The following is an 18364-nucleotide window of genomic DNA, read 5'->3' as shown; positions in this document are numbered from 1 at the left end:
TTGAAAGCACTCTCAGGTTATGAACAGCTCTGAACTGCTGGATTGCACATGTATAAGTAGATCAAGTAAGAATCATTTTTTATTTACCTTACTTCGAAAACGTTTTAGGAAACTAGTTTCGTTAAATTCGAATGGACACCGAAATTGTGTCCGCAGAGGCTGAACGAGGCAAGAGTGCAACAAAAAAATAATATTGTGACCGCAGGACAGAAGCATTGCGTGTTACATCCAAGAGACGGAGGAGTTTAATATGACGATTTTCCAATTCCCAAAAGATTTCCGCTGGGGTACGGCTACGGCATCCTATCAGATTGAGGGTGCTGCGCAAGAGGGAGGGAGAGGTGTTTCGATCTGGGATACGTTTGCACGAACACCTGGCAAAGTATTCAACGGTGACAATGGGGATGTAGCTTGCGACAGCTACCACCGCTATGAGGAAGATATTGAGCTGATGAAAAAGCTCGGCATTAATACATATCGTTTCTCCATTGCTTGGCCGCGTATTATCCCGGACGGGGACGGAGAGATCAACCGTGAGGGGCTGGACTTTTATCATCGTTTTGTAGATGCATTGCTGGATGCTGGAATTGAACCGTTTCTTACGCTGTATCATTGGGATTTGCCGCAAACGCTGGAGGATGACGGAGGCTGGGGGAACCGTAGAACGGTGGATGCCTTTGTTAAATATGCCGAAGTGATTTTTAAAGAGTTTTCGGGCAAAATCAACTTTTGGCTTACCTTTAATGAACCATGGTGTATCGCCTTTCTGTCCAATATGCTGGGTATTCACGCACCAGGGAACAAAGACTTGCAAACAGCAATCAATGTTGCGCACGGCCTGCTCGTCGCACATGGCAAATCAGTTCAGTCCTTCCGCCGCATGGGCATCACTGGGCAGATTGGTATCGCTCCTAATGTATGCTGGGCGGAACCTTACAGCAAGTCCCCTGAGGATCAGGCCGCTTGTGACCGCTCCATCGCGCTGAATACAGATTGGTTCCTTGATCCCATCTACAAAGGCTCCTACCCGCAGTTTTTGGTTGACTGGTTTGCAGAAGCCGGAGCAACGGTTCCGATTCAGGACGGAGACATGGAGATTATCTCGGAGCCTATCGACCTGCTGGGTATTAACTATTACACCATGGGCATTAACCGTTTCAATCCAGAAGCAGGTGTGCTTCAGTCGGAAGAATTGAACATGGGGCTCATCAAAACAGATATTGGCTGGCCAGTGGAATCACGCGGACTGTATGAATTCATGCATTATTTGCAAAAGTACGGAAACGTGGACGTGTATATTACCGAAAATGGCGCATGTATCAATGATGATCTGGAAAACGGTAAAATCAATGATGATCGCCGAATTTCTTATTATGAGCAGCACTTGGCACAGATTCATCGTATTATCAATGATGGCATTAACCTGAAAGGGTACATGGCCTGGTCCTTGATGGATAACTTCGAATGGGCTGAAGGATACCGGATGCGCTTTGGTCTCGTGCATGTGGATTACCGTTCACTGGTTCGGACACCGAAGGAAAGCTTTTACTGGTATCAGAGTGTAATCAAAAACAATTGGCTTGAGATTCGGAACTAATTGGAGTTTTGTACAAAAATAAGTTTCTTCTATTATATATAGGCATTCAGGCGGCTTTATCGGACTCTTCCGATGTGCCGTCTTTTTGTTGTGCTGTGGTTCACTGGTTCAGGTGGGGCTCTGTATTTTGAACAGAATTGAAGGTTATGAAGCGTCGAAGGCAATAAAAAATAATTTCTGTTATGAAATCAGGTGTTTTGGGTTATAAGAAGTAAAGGTGGAGTGTTTCTGGTTTTGTCAACAATATTTCGATAAATAAAGTGTCTAAAATAAGAAATAAATTTGAACATTTGTTGACTAAAAATCATATTGATGTGGTATATTGGTATTAGGAAAGCACTTACAAAAAGGGAAAAGGAAGTGTTTACTATGGCATCGAAAACAGCAATGGTCAGCCAATTAGAGCGTAAAGATAAAAATATGCGGCGCGCAGTTTTAACGATGACGGTTCTGGCATGGGTCGCACTGATCACCGGAGTTGTGCTGTGCCTGATTAATTTGAATGATTTTAATGATCGTAATCTGGGGTTAATGGTCGGGATTGGCTTTCTTGTAGGGAGTGTTTTTATTTATGTGATTGCCAAAGCCATTGGTCTCGTTCATACACGCTCTGAAGATGAAGGCGCAGATTAATTATAATCTGGTGCATTATCGTCCATAATAAGACTGGAATATTCCCCGGAATCCAGTCAATAAAGCCCTTTGCGGATTCGTTGACCATCGTTCAACGGGCCTGCAAAGGGTTTTATTTTGTGACTCGGAGTGTAAAGATTACGATGTACAAATATCAACCGATCCAGCGATTTGTGAGAAAAAATTCACACATTTAGGGTGTAAAATCGACAAATTTGTTAACAAGAATAAAAAAGTCGCTCGTTTCTGATATCTTTAGTAGGAAGAGAGTAGTATACTGATTTTTTAGTATTAGCGAATATTTGAGGAGAGGGGATCAAAATGAACAAGAAACCTAGGTCGCTGATTCGGATTATCATTCCGGTTGTCCTGACGTTGGTTACAATTGCATTGATTGTCTGGCCAATGATGGCAGGCGGGCAGTATGTTGTTCTGGATCCGAAGGGGCCTATCGGCGCTTCGCAAAAAGACTTGATTATCATCTCAACCATTCTTTGTGCGATCGTCATTGTTCCTGTGTTGATTTTGTCTGCTGTAATCGTTTGGCGTTACCGCGACAAGCCGGACAATAAAACTGCTTATGAGCCAAATTGGGCTCATAGCACAAAGGCGGAAGTGGTATGGTGGACGATTCCAATTATCATCATCGGGCTTCTGGCTATTGTTACTGTACGTTATACGTACGATTTGGAACCTTCGAAACCGCTGGTTCACGAAGAGAAAACACCAATTACGATCCAGGTATCTTCACTGGACTGGAAATGGCTGTTCCTTTATCCTGAGCAAGGCATTGCAACAGTTAATACGCTGAATATTCCGGCAGATCGGCCTGTGAAATTTGAGCTCACTGCAGATTCACCGATGAACTCGTTCTGGATTCCGCAATTGGGTGGACAGATTTACACGATGTCAGGAATGGCGATGACGTTGTATTTGCAAGCTGATCACGAAGGAAAATACTGGGGTTCAGGTGCTAACTTCACTGGTGAACACTTTGGACAGATGCGTTTTGATGTAAATGCTACCTCGGATGAAGAGTTTGACAAGTGGGTGAGAGAAGTGAAACAGCAATCTCAACCAATGACACAAGAAACGTATGATGCTCTGGCTAAGCCGGGAACAAGCAATGTTGCTTATTTCTCTGAGTTCCCAGAGGGCTTATTCCAGAAAATCGTGACTAAATATGTTGTTGACGGCAAGAGTGCTCACAGCAAGCATGAAGGTTCAAGCTCGAACGAGTCTGCTGCTGGAGACAAATCCTTATCTGTACCGCAAGTAAATACAAGTACGAACTAAAGATTGGAAAGGAGGCCCCCAATGTTAGAGAGATTAAAGGAGTTTGCATCGGAGTTTTTCGTTACCGGCGACCCGCTGATCTATGGAGCAGACGTGGCTATCGGAATTACGATTATTGCGATCGTATCGGTGCTGACTTATTTCAAAAAATGGGGCTGGCTCTGGCGTAACTGGTTAACTACTGTCGATCACAAAAAGATCGGTATTATGTATATCATTGCTTCCATTATCATGTTGTTCCGTGGTGGTGTGGATGCATTGATGATGCGTCTGCAGCTGGCTATGCCTAATATGGATTTCTTACATCCAGAACACTATAATCAGGTCTTCACAACACATGGTACGATCATGATCCTGTTCATGGCGATGCCGTTTATGTTCGGTTTGTTTAACGTCATTGTGCCGTTACAGATCGGAGCAAGGGACGTTGCATTCCCGTTCCTGAACGCACTGAGCTTCTGGTTGTTCTTCCTGGGCGCGATGCTGTTCAACCTGTCCTTCGTTATCGGTGGTTCACCAGACGCAGGGTGGCTGAGTTATCCGCCTTTATCGGAGCTGTCACACAGTCCGGGGGTAGGACAGAACTTCTATATATGGGGTATCCAGATATCGGGTATCGGTTCCCTGGCAACCGGTATTAACTTTATGGTTACCATCATTAAAATGCGTGCGCCAGGCATGAAATGGATGAAACTGCCGATGTTCACATGGTCGGTATTCTCTACTTGTATCATTATCTTGTTTGCATTCCCGATCTTGACAGTGACACTTGCATTGCTCTTCCTCGACAGGTTTGCCGGGGCGCATTTCTTCACACTTGATCTGGGTGGTAACCCAATGATGTATATCAACTTGATCTGGATGTGGGGTCACCCTGAGGTATACATTGTCGTCTTGCCGGCATTCGGCGTATTCTCCGAGATCGTAAGTACGTTCTCACGCAAAAAATTGTTTGGTTACAAATCCATGGTATTCGCGATGCTGATCATCAGCTTCCTGTCCTTCTTCACATGGGCGCATCACTTCTTCACGATGGGCTCTGGAGCAGACGTCAACGCATTCTTCGCGGTTACGACGATGTTGATTGCAATACCAACAGGGGTTAAAATCTTTAACTGGCTGTTTACGATGTATCGAGGAAGGATTCGCATGGCGACTCCGATGATGTGGACGATTGCCTTTATCCCGTGCTTTATCGTCGGGGGGATGACAGGTGTCCTGTTGTCCGTTGCGCCTGCTGACTTCCAGTTCCACAACAGCTACTTCCTGATTGCCCACTTCCACCAAGTATTGATCGGTGGCGTTGTCTTCGGATACTTCGCAGGTCTGTACTACTGGTGGCCTAAAATGTTCGGTTTCCAACTGGAAGAGAAACTGGGCAAATGGGCATTCTGGACTTGGAATATCGGTTTCTATGTCTGCTTCATGCCGCAATACGCTGTTGGCCTGATGGGTATGACACGTCGTCTGAGCACTTACGGCTGGGATACCGGCTGGTGGGAACTGAACTTTGTTTCCACAATCGGGGCATTCCTGATGGGTGTCGGCTTCTTGTTCCAGGTTGCACAAATTGCAGATGGTATTCGCAAATACAAAACACTTAAAGCTTCCGGCGATCCATGGGATGGTCGTACACTTGAGTGGTCGATTCCTTCACCAGCTCCAGAATACAACTTCGCCATTACACCGCGCGGAGATGATGTGGATGAGTGGTGGGAAGAGAAAGAACGTCGTGCGAAAGGCATCTATCCGCCTGAGCCTGTATATGAGCCAATTCATATGCCTAAGAATTCTTCAATTCCGTTCATTATGTCTGTCTTCTGGTTCGTAGCCGGCTTCGGCTTCGTCTTTGGATGGTTGTGGATGGCAATTCTCGGACTCGCTGGCGTGGGTATCTGCATGATTGCTCGTTCCTTCTCTTACGATACGGATTATTACATTCCGGTCGATGAAATCAAGCGTACCGAAGCGTCGTTAAGGGGGTCGGTATAGATGGCTCAAGCAGCCGCTAAGCACGGTGAGAATCATGCACACGGTCATGACCATGGCCACCATGATCCACAAGAAATGAAAATTCTCGGATTCTGGTTCTTCCTGATTTCCGACGTGATCCTGTTCTCCGTATTGTTCGCAACCTTTATTGTGTTGCGTGACAATACGGCGGGCGGACCAATCTTGTCTGAACTGATTAAAATGCCGGGTGTCATTGCTGAAACATTCCTGTTGCTGACAAGTTCATTTACGAGCGGACTTGCGGTTCTGGCAATGAACCAGGGTAAAGTGAAACAATTGATTAACTGGCTGATCGTTACAGCTGTTCTTGGCGCAGGCTTCCTTGCCTTGGAGATTTATGAGTTTGTTGAGATGGTTCACGAAGGATTCAGCTACACCACTAGTGCAGCATCCGGCGCGTTCTTTACCCTGGTGGGAACTCACGGACTTCACGTATCTCTGGGTCTGATCTGGATGATCGGATTGATGTTCCAACTGAAAAAACGTGGTATTACCGATGTGACTCGCGGTAAAATCAACGTAATCAGCTTGTACTGGCACTTCTTGGACGTCGTATGGATTTTCCTCCTGTCGATCGTCTATCTCATGGGGGTGATGTAAGATGGCAGGACATAACTCACATGATACGCACGGCCACGAGCAGCATGGATCATTGAAGTCGTATGTCATCGGCTTCATCCTGTCTATCGTTCTGACCATCATTCCTTTGGTTGTGGTGCTGAACGACATGATGGGTAAGACTGGAACAATGATTGTCATTCTGGGTACAGCAGCTTTGCAGTTTGTGGTTCAACTCTTCTTCTTCATGCATATTCGTGAGACAGAGAAACCACGCTGGAACGTTATGGCTCTGATCTTCGGCCTGCTGATCATGTTGACCATCGTCATTGGTTCCATCTGGATCATGCTTAACAACGCAGTTGCACATTAATATGCTGTAATAGAGAGCCTTCTCGTCTGATATCAGGCGGGGAGGCTCTTTTTTGTTTCTATATAAGTTGAACTAAAGAATTTACACCATCATCGTACCTGATGATATTCGTGATTCATCCGCCAGCCAAATCTACATTAATCCGATAACCGCATGGTTATTATGTACTCGGGTTCTTAATCTTACGTCCGAGAGCACTTTGCTTGTGAATGCGGGTGGCTCGGCAATTGGACGCATTTTTGCACAACTAGCGAAGATTATCGGCCTCCGCATGATAGCGTTTACGAGAAGTAACCATCATACGGCTGTACCGTTTGAAGTAACGGAGCAATCCACAAGGCTTCTGGACATTGCCAACCCGATCCAATGATTTTGATCATTATATAAAATAAAGGTACACAAATGATACAAAATGAACTAAAATGAACTTATATAAACTTTAATGAACATCAGTGAACATCATCCAAGGTCATCAGGCGCCATCAGGCGTACACTAACTCATCTCACAAGACGAAAGGAATGGATTACAGATGGAAAACCGTTATGCAGCACACCCGAATGAGGTAAAGAAATATGATACAGCTCGTTTGCGTGAGGAATTCCTCATGGAGCAATTGTTTGCGAAGGATGAACTGGTAACTGTCTACTCCCATGTGGATCGTTATATTGTAGGAACGGCTGTAACACAAAGCAAGGATATCGCACTCGAAGTCAATCTGAAAGATATCGGAACAGACTTTTTCCTGGAGCGTCGCGAGATCGGGATCATTAACGTTGGTGGACAAGGTACAGTTACAGCGGATGGAGAAGTGTATGAGATCGGAGCCAAAGAGTGCCTCTACATCGGTAAAGGGGTTAAGGAAGTTGTGTTCAAGAGCAATGGTACAGAGCAAGCGGCTCAGTTCTATTTTGTCTCCACACCAGCTCACCATACCTATCCGACGGTAAAAGCAACTCAAGAGCAAGCACAGCCGAACCACCTCGGCAGCATTGAAAGCTCCAACGAGCGTACCATTTATCGTTACATTCACCAGGGTGAGGGCGGAATCAAGAGCTGTCAGCTGGTAATGGGTATCACGGAGCTGAACAAAGGCAATATGTGGAACACGATGCCAGCGCATACGCACAACCGTCGTTCCGAAGTTTACCTGTACTGGAACCTGCCTGAAGATGGCGTTGTATTCCACATGATGGGTGAACCGAATGAGACACGTCACCTCGTGGTGCGCGATCGTCAAGCGATCATCTCTCCAAGCTGGTCCATTCACAGTGGTGTGGGTACAAGCAACTATACATTCTGCTGGGCGATGGCTGGAGAAAATCAAACGTTCGAGGATATGGATGGCGTAGCGATGAAGGACCTGAAATAAGAAATTACAGATGTCTGAGTTAATTTGACAGGGTAACTCGGAGGTATAGGAAGTTGATTAGATGAATCCATTGAAACGACATGAAAAAATAATGGAGGCTCTGCTGGAGCGCCAGGAGGTTACGGTCAGTGATCTGAGCGAGCTGCTGCAGGTGACAGGCAAGACGGTACGTGAGGATCTGGATAAGCTGGAGAGCATGGGATTGCTTGTGCGTGTGCATGGCGGGGCTATGCTGGCTCAGAACGACCAATATGGTATTCTGAACAGTCGGGGAGCGCTGGAGAAGCATCAGTCCGAGAAAACGGAGATTGCCGAGCGTGCTCTTGCGTATATCAAGCCTGGTGATATTGTAGCGCTCGATGGCGGTAGCACCACGCTGGAGATGGCGAAGCGGCTCGATAACCAGCCGCTGACCGTCATCACAAGTGATCTGTACGTCATTGCGGAGCTAACCAAAAAGGAGCAGATCAGGCTGGTCGTGCCTGGTGGCGCGCGTGTGCGTAACATGCTGGTAGGTGACGATACAGCGGCATTTATCTCCGGTCTGAACATTCATAAGGCTTTTATCTCAACGACGGCGCTTCATCCTGAATTCGGGCTTTCCATCTATACAGGGGATCTGGTTCCGTTGAAAAAAGCGATGATTGCCGCTGCACAGCAAGTATTTGGTGTGGTGGATCATTACAAGTTCGGGCAATTTGCTCTTCGTACCTTCGCACAGTGTGCTGAACTGGATTATATTATCAGTGACCGGCATCTGGATGAAGAGACAGCGGCGTTATACAGGCAGAGTGGTGTTCAGGTGGATTACCAAAGTTAACTTCATATATCTTTAACGGTATAAAACATAATCAATTGATGTTGTTGTTTGCATATCAAAGACAGGCGGAGGAATCGTTCATGAACCCATTTGATTTAAGCGGACAGGTTGCAATGGTTACAGGTACTTCAGGAGGGCTAGGGCAAGGGATGGCTGTTGGCCTCGCGGAAGCTGGCGCTGATGTGGTGCTGGTGTCTTACTCTAAACCTGCCGAAACGGCAGCTGCAATCGAAGCGCTGGGACGTAAAGCATATATCATTGAAGCGGATCTGAGCAAGGAAGAGGAACTGACGGCTGTGTTCGAAAAAGCACTGTCGTTCCAAGGTAAGATTGATATTCTTGTCAACAATGCTGGTATCATTCGCCGTACTCCGGCAGCAGATCATGCACATCAGGACTGGCATGATGTCATCGCCTTGAACCTGAATAGTGTATTTTTCCTGAGTCAGTTGGCTGGCAGACATATGATCGAACGCGGAAGCGGTAAAATCATTAACATTGCATCAATGCTCTCCTATCAAGGTGGCATTAATGTTCCAGGATATACAGCGAGCAAACACGGCGTTGCCGGATTAACGAAGGCACTTGCCAATGAATGGGCCGGCAAGGGAATTCAAATTAACGGCATAGCTCCAGGGTATATGGAAACAGATAACACAACGCAAATCCGTGCCGATGAGAATCGTTACCGCGATATTACAGCGCGTATTCCAGCAGGTCGTTGGGGCACACCAGAGGACTTGAAGGGCCCGGTTGTATTCCTGGCTTCCTCCGCCTCGGATTATTTGAACGGTCACGTACTGAATGTGGACGGCGGATGGATGGCGCGTTAAGCGATAATTCAATGCCAATATCCATTTTGCACAAGGAGGCAGTGAGATGAAACTTGGCGTTCTTGCACACACGTTTGGCAAGCGACCTACCGCCGAACTTGCGCAGATTATTGCCGACAATGGATTCAATGCTGTGCAGCTGGCTCTGGCGAAAGCCTTGTCGGATGTCGATTCTGCGAACGGCAAACTGAGCCCAGGTCTGGCTAATGAGGTTGGGGAGCAATTCGCCAGCCGTGGGGTGAAAATCGCCGTGCTCGGCTGTTATATTAACCCTATTGATCCTGATCCTGTGAGTCGCCGCGCAGACATTAATCGCTTTAAGGAGCATCTGCGTTATGCCCGAGATTTTGGCTGCAGCATGGTGGCCACCGAAACAGGGGAGCGCACAACGTATCGTGACACTCACCCGGATAACTATGATGAGAAGTCCTGGAGTGTGCTGAAGGATACGCTTGAGGAGATCACGGAGGAAGCCGAAAAGTGGGGCGTGCATGCCGCTATTGAACCGGTTGCGACCCATACGCTTCATACGCATGAGCATATGACTCGTTTGTTTGAAGAGATCCCTTCATCCAATCTCGGCATGCTGTTTGATCCGTGCAATCTGATCAAGTACCATCATACGGCGGATCAAGGTGCGTTTTTGCGTGAAGTGATGGAGAAGCTCTATGAGCGGATTATCGTAATTCATGCGAAGGATGTAGCCTTCAACGCACAGGGGGAGAAGTACAATCCTGTTCCTGGTGCGGGAATTCTAGATTATCCTTTGTTCTTCGAACTGCTGAAAACCTATAAACCACATATTGATATCTCGCTGGAAGGTGTGAATGCAGAAGAGGCTATACCTGCTGCTAAGCATCTGCGGGCGGTTTGGAATTCGGTTAAAGTGTGATGGAATGAAGCAAGTATCGACAAGTGATAGGACGTATGGAAAAGTCTTTGCGCAAGCAAAGGCTTTTTTGGTATTAACGTTTTAAAGTGTTAATGGTATAGTTAGGTTAATTGGCTGACTGGTGATGTTAGTTAGCAAGTCGGATTAGGGTTTGATGATAATTTTTATTTCATATCGGAAAAATCGGAAATAACTCTTTTCAAAACCGACATCTTATGAGAGAATATGTAAAACATAAACTGCCATGAGAAGACATCACGAAGCCTAGAATCGAGAATTAATTGAAACATCATAATGCAGATATCAAGGGAGGATTCAGATTTATGTCAAACGAACGTGAGCTTTCATTTGAAACATTAGCTATCCATGCAGGCCAAGAGATTGATCCGACAACTCATGCTAGAGCTGTACCTTTGTACCAGACAACATCGTATGGATTCCGGGATACGGAGCACGCTGCTAATCTGTTTGGTTTGAAAGAGTTTGGCAACATTTACACACGTCTGATGAACCCGACGACCGATGTGTTCGAGCAGCGCATTGCTGCCTTGGAAGGTGGAGCCGGAGCACTCGCAACAGCTTCCGGTCAAGCAGCGATTACGTTCTCGTTGTTGAACATCGCTGGTGCTGGAGATGAGATTGTATCTGCAGCAAGTTTGTATGGTGGTACGTATAACTTGTTCTCCATCACACTGCCCAAGCTGGGTATCGATGTGAAATTCGTGGATTCCAGTAATCCTGAGAACTTCCGGGCAGCAATTACGGATAAAACCAAAGCATTGTACGCTGAAACGATTGGTAACCCGCAAGGTAATGTACTTGATATTGAAGCTGTAGCGGCGATTGCTCATGAGCATGGCATTCCTTTAATCGTAGATAACACATTCCCAAGCCCGTATCTGCTTCGTCCAATTGAACATGGAGCAGACATTGTTGTTCATTCGGCAACCAAGTTTATTGGCGGACACGGTACATCCATTGGCGGTGTCATCGTAGATAGCGGTAAATTTGATTGGAAAGCAAGCGGCAAATTCCCTGGTTTGACGGAGCCGGACCCGAGCTACCACGGGGTTGTTTATACGGAAGCGGTTGGACCAATTGCTTATATTATCAAAGCACGTGTACAGTTGCTGCGTGACCTGGGCGCGTCGATCTCTCCATTCAACTCATGGATGCTGCTGCAAGGCTTGGAGACATTACATCTGCGCGTAGAGCGTCATAGCACGAATGCACTGGCTGTTGCGGAATACTTGGAGAAACATGAAGATGTTCTGTGGGTAAGCTACGCAGGTTTGCCAAGTCACCCATCCTACGAGCTTGCGCAGAAGTATCTGCCAAGAGGGCAAGGTGCCATTTTAACCTTTGGTATCAAAGGTGGCGTGGATGCGGGCCGTAAACTGATCGAAAATGTAAAATTGTTCTCTCACCTCGCAAACGTGGGTGATTCCAAGTCACTGATCATTCATCCGGCAAGCACTACACATGCCCAGTTGACCGATGAGGAGCAGACCGCAGCTGGGGTTAACCCAGAGCTGATTCGTCTGTCTATCGGTACAGAGAATATTCAGGACATCATCTACGATCTGGAGCAAGCGATCAAAGCGAGCCAAGGAGCAAGTGTAGGCGCGTAAAGAATATTACACTAGTTAGACGAGAATTACAGTATTCCACCAAGGGTCAAAGCCGCGTTAAGCGTGCTTTGACCCTTTTCGTGTAAGGAGCGCAAAGTGTAAGGACACGTTGCTTATGCAATGGAGGATGAGGCTCAGGTAGGCAAGTAGGCAGGCAGGATTCAAATCAGGGGATGGGGTGAGGCTTACTTTTGGTGTTCTAACGATCCGCAGAAGCCTTATTTGACTATTTTTGCTGGGATTAAGATTCTAACGATCCCAGCGACGCTATGGTATCATTTTTCAGCCTTTTCCTGAAACTATGTGTAATTCCTCTAATGCTCATGTGTTGAGGTTATGTATGGAATTTGATATGGAGTACCCATTTACAAATGCATCACACAGGCATATAATAAAACAAAAGTTGTATTGAGTAAAAATAATTGCATAAGCACAAAAATGATTATCATTCTCACTGAATCTTTGATTCGCTGAGAATGCAAAATCATCTCTAAACCATGCTGCTGCGGGATTCCCGCAGCAGCATGTGCCATTTTTAGGGCAATAACAATGGCTCTCATTCTCAATACAACTTGGGCTAAGGCAGTCAGATGAGAAGCTGGGGCAACAGTCGAAACGTTGGATTCAGTGCATTACAAGCAGAGACGAAAAAGTAGCGTCACCACGCTAAAACTCATACGCGAAAGGAACGTGATTCATATGCAAGCGATACATCAATCTTTAAAAGGAAAACAACAAGCAAAACAGCAGCCGGCTAACACCCCCGGTCCTAACCGGGGCAAGAAACCTGACTTCCGTGCGATGCTGCAGAACAAGGAGATGCAGGCGGCATTGGGCAGCGGGGTTATGATGCTGATTGCCTGGGGCATTGCCCCTTATTTTGCGACATTATCTGTCATACTCTACATCGCGGCTTATGCTATCGGGGGCTGGACCAAGGCCAAGGAGGGCATCGAAACGCTGGTTAAAGACCGTGATCTGGACGTTAACCTGCTGATGATTGCTGCTTCGCTCGGAGCAGCAGCGATTGGGTACTGGAATGAAGGAGCGATGCTGATCTTTATCTTTGCCCTTAGTGGAGCACTGGAAAGTTACGCAACCGAGCGCAGTCACAAAGACATCTCATCCTTGCTGGCACTCAAGCCGGAGACGGCATTGCGCATTGAGGATGGACAGATGAATGTCGTTGCTATCGAGGATTTGAAAGCGGGAGATTTGCTGCTGGTGAAGCCGGGGGAGCTGATTCCTGCGGATGGTGTGGTTTATCGGGGAAGCTCTTCTATCAATCAAGCTTCGATTACCGGGGAATCCATGCCCATAGATAAAAATACAGGTGATGAAGTGTACGCAGGTACGGTGAACGGCGAGGGGGCATTATATGTCGAGGTCACCAAGTCGGCTGAAGGATCGCTGTTCGGCAAAATTATCAAGCTGGTGGAGGAGGCGCAGGCTGAGGTGCCGGATTCACAGCGTTTTATGGAACGTTTTGAAGGCATTTATGCACGGATTGTGGTTGGGGTCACATTGCTTGTGATTGCAGGAACACCGCTGCTCTTGGGGTGGACGTGGAATGAAGCCTTTTACAAAGCGATGGTCTTTCTGGTGGTGGCTTCACCTTGCGCGCTTGTGTCCTCCATTATGCCTGTCATGCTGTCTGCAATGTCCAGCAGCGCACGCCGTGGCATTTTGTTCAAGGGAGGGGCACATATGGAGAATATGGCACGGACTCAGGTTGTCGCTTTTGACAAAACAGGCACACTCACGATGGGAACACCACAAGTTACGGATATCCTGACAGCCTCCCATGTAAGCAGAGAGCAATTATTGTCCGCTGTGGCGTCCGTTGAAAATCTCTCTATGCACCCTCTTGCCCGGGCGATTGTTGAACAGGCGAGCAAGGAGAATTTGCCTCTGCAGGAGGCAGAGCATGTGCAGTCCATTACGGGACATGGCATTGAAGGTACGGTACATGGTGCCGTATGGAAGATTGGCCGGCTGGACGGAACGGCGGTGAACGGAGCAACAGATTGGGAGAAGGTATGTGCTCGATTGGAGCAGGAAGGGAAAACCATCTCTGTTGTAACCGTCGATGGTGAGTTTGCGGGCTTGATTGCAATGCGGGATATGATTCGTCCCCAAGCTGCCGCTGCCGTGAAGAAGCTGGAGAGTATGGGTGTCCGAGTAGCGATGTTAACCGGTGACCGTGCCCGTTCAGCATCGGTGATCGCAGGTGAAACCGGGGTTAGTATGGTCTATGCAGACCTGCTGCCTGAAGATAAGGTCAAGCAGGTGCAAAGGCTCCGCGAGCAGTATGGTCATGTGTTGATGGTTGGTGACGGGGTTAACGATGCGCCTGCACTTGCAGCAGCAACGGTAGGAATGGGCATGGGGTTGTCCGGGAGTGGCACGGCCATCGAAGTGGCTGATGCGGTGCTGATGAACGATAACATTGAAGAGATTGCCTGGGTCATCGGGCAGGCTCGGCGGGCAGAACGTACCGTGAAGCACAATATGTGGTTTGCCATCACGGTGATTCTGGTATTGATCGCGGGGAATTTCCTGCAAGATGTGGCACTGCCGCTTGGGGTAGTGGGCCACGAAGGGAGTACAATTCTGGTTATTCTGAATGGACTAAGACTGCTGCGATAAGATGTAAAACGGGTACGTTACCCAATTATCAACGGCTTCATGGTTCAATATGGAGCAGCAAGGCCATAACGGCAAATGTATATAGAGGTTTTAATGAGCAGGTATCTGTCATTGAATATACGTTCAAACGTAGAAGCAGCTAGAACGCAGAAACTGCTAGGCATAATAGGCTCCCGTGGCTCCCGTTTGAAGCTGTGGTCAGAGGGTAATAGTCGATGAGACGTTATGACGTATCTGGGATGAACGATTATTACTAATGATAAGGGAGCTGTGAATAATGGGCCGTTATGTACAAGTAGAACCAAATGTAAAAGTATATGTTGAAGATATTGGTGAAGGGACTCCGGTACTCTTTTTGCACGGCTGGCCTGTGAATTATAAAATGTTTGAATACCAGTTAAATGTTTTGCCGAACCACGACATTCGCACTATTGCGATGGATTTCAGGGGCTACGGCTTATCGGATAAGCCGTCCACTGGATATGATTATGACCGCATGGCTGACGATGTTCGTGCTGTCATTGATGATCTGGGGCTGAAGGATGCCGTGCTTGCCGGCTTCTCTATGGGCGGTGCAATTGCAGCGCATTATATGGCCCGTCATCAGGGACATGGGGTATCCAAGCTTGCGCTGTTATCGGCAGCCGCACCTGTATTTACACAGCGTGAAGGTTATCCGTACGGCTTGACGCCGGAAGAGCTGAACGAGCAGATTATTGAGCCAATCTTTGCAGACCGAGCGAAGCTGCTGGAAACGTTTGGCGGTATGTTTTTTGCAAAAGAGCACAGCAAGCCCTTCATGAATTGGTTCCATGCACTCGGCATGGAGGCCTCGTCTTATGCTACGATCAGCAGTGCGATGGCGCTGCGGGATGAGGATTTACGCGGGGAGCTGGAGACAATTCAGGTGCCCACGGCGATTTTCCACGGTAAACAGGATGAGATCTGCCCGTTCGAATTCGCTGAACAGATGCATAAGGCAATTCCAACCGCGGAATTGGTTGTGTTTGAAGAGAGTGGACACGGTGCATTCTATGATGAATTGGAAAAATATAATGCCGAACTGATTCGATTTATTCAATCTTGATCAACGATGAACAGGATTGCAGTAATTTCATGGAATCTTCATTTGTGGCAAAATAAAGAACCCGACTTCAGCGTGTGGCTGGTGTTCGGGTTCTTTGATTTGTTCCATGCGTAGCTTCATTTAGAACAGCTCGGTCAGTCCGATCATCGTGATCAGACCCAGCAGGAAGGAGATGGTGGCTACACGCGCGTTGCCATCGCCATGACTTTCAGGGATGAGCTCCTTGTAAACGATAAACATCATCGCACCGGCTGCAAACGCCAGACCATACGGTACAAGACCAGCGACCAGACTGCTAAGCGTATATCCGATCATGGCGGTGACGATCTCAACAGCTCCGGTCAATGTGGCGATACCAAGAGCTTTGAAGCGTCCGATGTTCTGATTGACCAGAAAGAGAGCGACCAGAAATCCTTCGGGTGCATTTTGCAGACCTATGGAAAAGGCAATCAGGTTGCCCAGATTCTCATCGGTACTGGCGTAACTTACACCAACAGACAATCCCTCCGGCAAGTTGTGCATGGTAATTGCGGCAATAATCATGAAGGCTTTGCCTTCGATTTTGAAGGGCATCTTCTCTGGATTTTCCAGGTCGACGTGAGGAATCCGCATCTCCAGCACAAGCAGCACCAGACTGCCGAGCATAATGCCAAAAGCGAGTACAAACAGATTGGATTGCCCGAGCGATTCAGGAATGAGATTGTACACCGATGCCGAGGTCATAATGCCTGCTGCGTAAGCGAGCAGAATGTCGCGCAGCCGATGTGAGATTTTACGCATAAATAAAATGGGCACGGCCCCAAGTCCGGTAGACATGGCCGAAATAATACTGCCTATTAAAGCGTCGTTCATGCTTCCATTTTCCCTCCTGATGAAGACTTCTTCATAATCGCTGCCGAGCATTGACACCGTACATAAAAGAGATCATAATGAACAACAGATTAGAATGATTATAAATTAGAATTCCGTTTCTGCATAGGTGAATCGTCAATTCGCGGGCAGTTCTGGTGGACATGATGTGGGCTATCCGTTTTAGTGTATGCAACCGCCCGCACTTTTGATGCCGGAGAACCTGACCTTTTTGCAGAACCTGGGGGAGGAACTATACATGTATAAATCAATTATTATCGGAACAGGCCCTGCTGGGCTGACAGCAGCAATCTATCTGGCACGCGCCAACCTGAACCCGCTCGTTATTGAAGGACCGCAACCTGGCGGACAGCTTACAACAACAACGGAAGTTGAGAACTTCCCTGGTTTCCCTGACGGGATCATGGGGCCTGAACTGATGGACAATATGCGCAAGCAAGCCGAGCGTTTCGGTGCAGAATTCCGCACAGGCTGGGTAAACAGCGTTGATATGAGCGAGCGTCCGTTCAAAATTCAAGTGGAAGGTATGGGAGAACTCGTATCCGAAACCTTGATTTTGTCCACAGGCGCATCTGCTAAATATTTGGGCATTCCAGGAGAAGAAACAAACGTAGGTCGTGGTGTCAGCACATGTGCAACATGTGATGGCTTCTTCTTCCGCAACAAAGAGATTATCGTTATCGGTGGTGGCGATTCCGCGTTGGAGGAAGCAAACTTCCTGTCCCGTTTCGGCTCCAAAGTAACGCTGGTTCACCGTCGTGAAGAGCTGCGCGGCTCCAAAATCATGCAGGATCGTGCACGCAGCAACGAAAAAGTGGACATGGCGCTTAACCGTACACCACTTGAAGTTATTGCGGGCGAGAATGGCGTGACAGGTCTGAAAGTGCTCAACAATGCGACAGGGGAAGAAGAAATTCTTTCGGCAAGCGGCGTATTTGTAGCCATTGGTCACACACCAAACACAGGCTTCCTTGGCGGTCAGATTACAACCGACGATCATGGTTATATTTTGACAACACCAGGCACTTCTGAAACAAACATTCCAGGTGTATTCGCATGTGGTGACGTTCAGGATACACGCTACAAACAAGCGATTACTGCAGCAGGAAGCGGATGTATGGCTGCGATGGATGCTGAGAAATTCATTGAAAGCCTGGAGCACAGCGCGGTTGCACTGTAATTCAGAGTCATTTGATAAACGGGTATTCGATTAAACGTTAAAAGTCCGGTGTTTGAGTAATGCAACATTAAGCTTATAAAGAATTAACCGTATAAATTAAATAATCATTATGAGGTGAAATGAACATGGAAAACGTAATTGTATACACATCCACGAACTGCCCGAACTGCAAATCCGTCAAGACTTTCCTGGCTGATAAAGGCATTGCTTACGAAGAGCGCAACATCGAAACCAGCGACGAGTTTGCACAACAAGTATGGGACATGGGCGTACGCGCGGTTCCTTTGACTGTAATCGGTGAACACCGCATTCTGGGTATGAACAAAACGCAATTTGCAAAGGTGCTGGAAGCTTAATTAGCGCATATTTGCTATATGGACTGACCCTGTGGAGCATGGTGAGATTGATATAAGATATGTTTTAAATTTGTGTGGATTTCAAGAAGTGTGATAAAAGAATTAAAGCTATTCCGGTTCGCGCGAGCCGTTTGAATATAGAAATGAAGAAGGCCTTGATCCTAGTCTGGATCAAGGCCTGAATTTATTATTGTCTCTAACAGACA

The 18364-nt window shown here is 47.2% G+C and carries 17 protein-coding genes; 15 read left to right on the top strand and 2 right to left on the bottom strand.

Annotated elements, in window-relative coordinates:
* The first annotated feature begins 250 nt into the window (after positions 1-250).
* The 11 genes from DFQ00_RS20860 to DFQ00_RS20805 all read left to right on the top strand — a co-directional run bounded on the left by DFQ00_RS20860 (position 251) and on the right by DFQ00_RS20805 (position 12016).
* Complete coding sequence (locus DFQ00_RS20860) at positions 251-1597, top strand: GH1 family beta-glucosidase (protein WP_110898415.1); 1347 nt, start codon at positions 251-253, stop codon at positions 1595-1597.
* A gap of 369 nt (positions 1598-1966) precedes the next feature.
* Positions 1967-2230: a hypothetical protein gene (locus DFQ00_RS20855; RefSeq protein WP_110898414.1), complete on the top strand. Its 264-nt coding sequence runs from the start codon at positions 1967-1969 to the stop codon at positions 2228-2230.
* A 321-nt stretch (positions 2231-2551) separates the two neighbouring features.
* Entirely contained in the window at positions 2552-3526 is a 975-nt protein-coding gene (cyoA, locus tag DFQ00_RS20850; RefSeq protein WP_110898413.1) for a ubiquinol oxidase subunit II, read from the top strand.
* A 21-nt stretch (positions 3527-3547) separates the two neighbouring features.
* Positions 3548-5518 carry a cbb3-type cytochrome c oxidase subunit I gene (locus tag DFQ00_RS20845; protein ID WP_110898412.1) on the top strand — a complete coding sequence of 657 codons (1971 nt, stop codon included), beginning with the start codon at positions 3548-3550 and terminating at the stop codon, positions 5516-5518.
* The gene (gene cyoC / locus DFQ00_RS20840; protein WP_110898411.1) at positions 5519-6139 is read left to right on the top strand and encodes a cytochrome o ubiquinol oxidase subunit III; all 621 of its coding nucleotides are present in this window, start codon (positions 5519-5521) and stop codon (positions 6137-6139) included. It abuts the gene before it with no gap.
* Between the two features lies 1 nt (position 6140).
* Positions 6141-6470: a cytochrome o ubiquinol oxidase subunit IV gene (gene cyoD, locus DFQ00_RS20835; protein ID WP_110898410.1), complete on the top strand. Its 330-nt coding sequence runs from the start codon at positions 6141-6143 to the stop codon at positions 6468-6470.
* A 530-nt stretch (positions 6471-7000) separates the two neighbouring features.
* Positions 7001-7840 (top strand): 5-dehydro-4-deoxy-D-glucuronate isomerase, encoded by an 840-nt coding sequence (kduI, locus tag DFQ00_RS20825; RefSeq protein ID WP_110898409.1) that lies wholly within the window; start codon positions 7001-7003, stop codon positions 7838-7840.
* Positions 7841-7901: 61 nt separating this feature from the next.
* Positions 7902-8660 (top strand): DeoR/GlpR family DNA-binding transcription regulator, encoded by a 759-nt coding sequence (locus DFQ00_RS20820; protein WP_110898408.1) that lies wholly within the window; start codon positions 7902-7904, stop codon positions 8658-8660.
* A gap of 80 nt (positions 8661-8740) precedes the next feature.
* The gene (kduD, locus tag DFQ00_RS20815; RefSeq protein WP_110898407.1) at positions 8741-9493 is read left to right on the top strand and encodes a 2-dehydro-3-deoxy-D-gluconate 5-dehydrogenase KduD; all 753 of its coding nucleotides are present in this window, start codon (positions 8741-8743) and stop codon (positions 9491-9493) included.
* 46 nt (positions 9494-9539) lie between these two features.
* Complete coding sequence (locus DFQ00_RS20810) at positions 9540-10385, top strand: sugar phosphate isomerase/epimerase family protein (RefSeq protein WP_110898406.1); 846 nt, start codon at positions 9540-9542, stop codon at positions 10383-10385.
* 323 nt (positions 10386-10708) lie between these two features.
* Positions 10709-12016 carry a homocysteine synthase gene (locus DFQ00_RS20805; RefSeq protein WP_110898405.1) on the top strand — a complete coding sequence of 436 codons (1308 nt, stop codon included), beginning with the start codon at positions 10709-10711 and terminating at the stop codon, positions 12014-12016.
* Positions 12017-12381: 365 nt separating this feature from the next.
* Here the strand turns inward: DFQ00_RS20805 and DFQ00_RS20800 are convergent, their stop codons facing one another.
* Positions 12382-12576: a hypothetical protein gene (locus tag DFQ00_RS20800; RefSeq protein ID WP_110898404.1), complete on the bottom strand. Its 195-nt coding sequence runs from the start codon at positions 12574-12576 to the stop codon at positions 12382-12384.
* Positions 12577-12715: 139 nt separating this feature from the next.
* Here DFQ00_RS20800 and DFQ00_RS20795 point away from each other — a divergent pair, with 139 nt between their 5' ends.
* A complete protein-coding gene (locus DFQ00_RS20795) occupies positions 12716-14665 on the top strand; it encodes a heavy metal translocating P-type ATPase (RefSeq protein ID WP_110898403.1) in 1950 nt (649 codons plus the stop codon).
* 277 nt (positions 14666-14942) lie between these two features.
* Positions 14943-15752 (top strand): alpha/beta fold hydrolase, encoded by an 810-nt coding sequence (locus tag DFQ00_RS20790; protein WP_110898402.1) that lies wholly within the window; start codon positions 14943-14945, stop codon positions 15750-15752.
* A 120-nt stretch (positions 15753-15872) separates the two neighbouring features.
* On the opposite strand, the gene DFQ00_RS20785 is transcribed toward DFQ00_RS20790, so the two are convergent.
* Positions 15873-16604 (bottom strand): ZIP family metal transporter, encoded by a 732-nt coding sequence (locus DFQ00_RS20785; RefSeq protein WP_110898401.1) that lies wholly within the window; start codon positions 16602-16604, stop codon positions 15873-15875.
* A 256-nt stretch (positions 16605-16860) separates the two neighbouring features.
* On the opposite strand from DFQ00_RS20785, the gene trxB reads away from it, so the two are divergent.
* A complete protein-coding gene (gene trxB, locus DFQ00_RS20780; protein ID WP_110898400.1) occupies positions 16861-17802 on the top strand; it encodes a thioredoxin-disulfide reductase in 942 nt (313 codons plus the stop codon).
* A 125-nt stretch (positions 17803-17927) separates the two neighbouring features.
* A complete protein-coding gene (locus tag DFQ00_RS20775) occupies positions 17928-18158 on the top strand; it encodes a glutaredoxin family protein (RefSeq protein ID WP_110898399.1) in 231 nt (76 codons plus the stop codon).
* Positions 18159-18364 lie beyond the last annotated feature (206 nt).

The sequence above is a fragment of the Paenibacillus barcinonensis genome, from assembly GCF_003217495.1.
In the GTDB taxonomy this organism is placed as follows: Bacteria; Bacillota; Bacilli; order Paenibacillales; family Paenibacillaceae; genus Paenibacillus; species Paenibacillus barcinonensis.
Note: the sequence above shows the minus strand (reverse complement) of the source record. Positions and strands in the feature narration are given on the sequence as shown.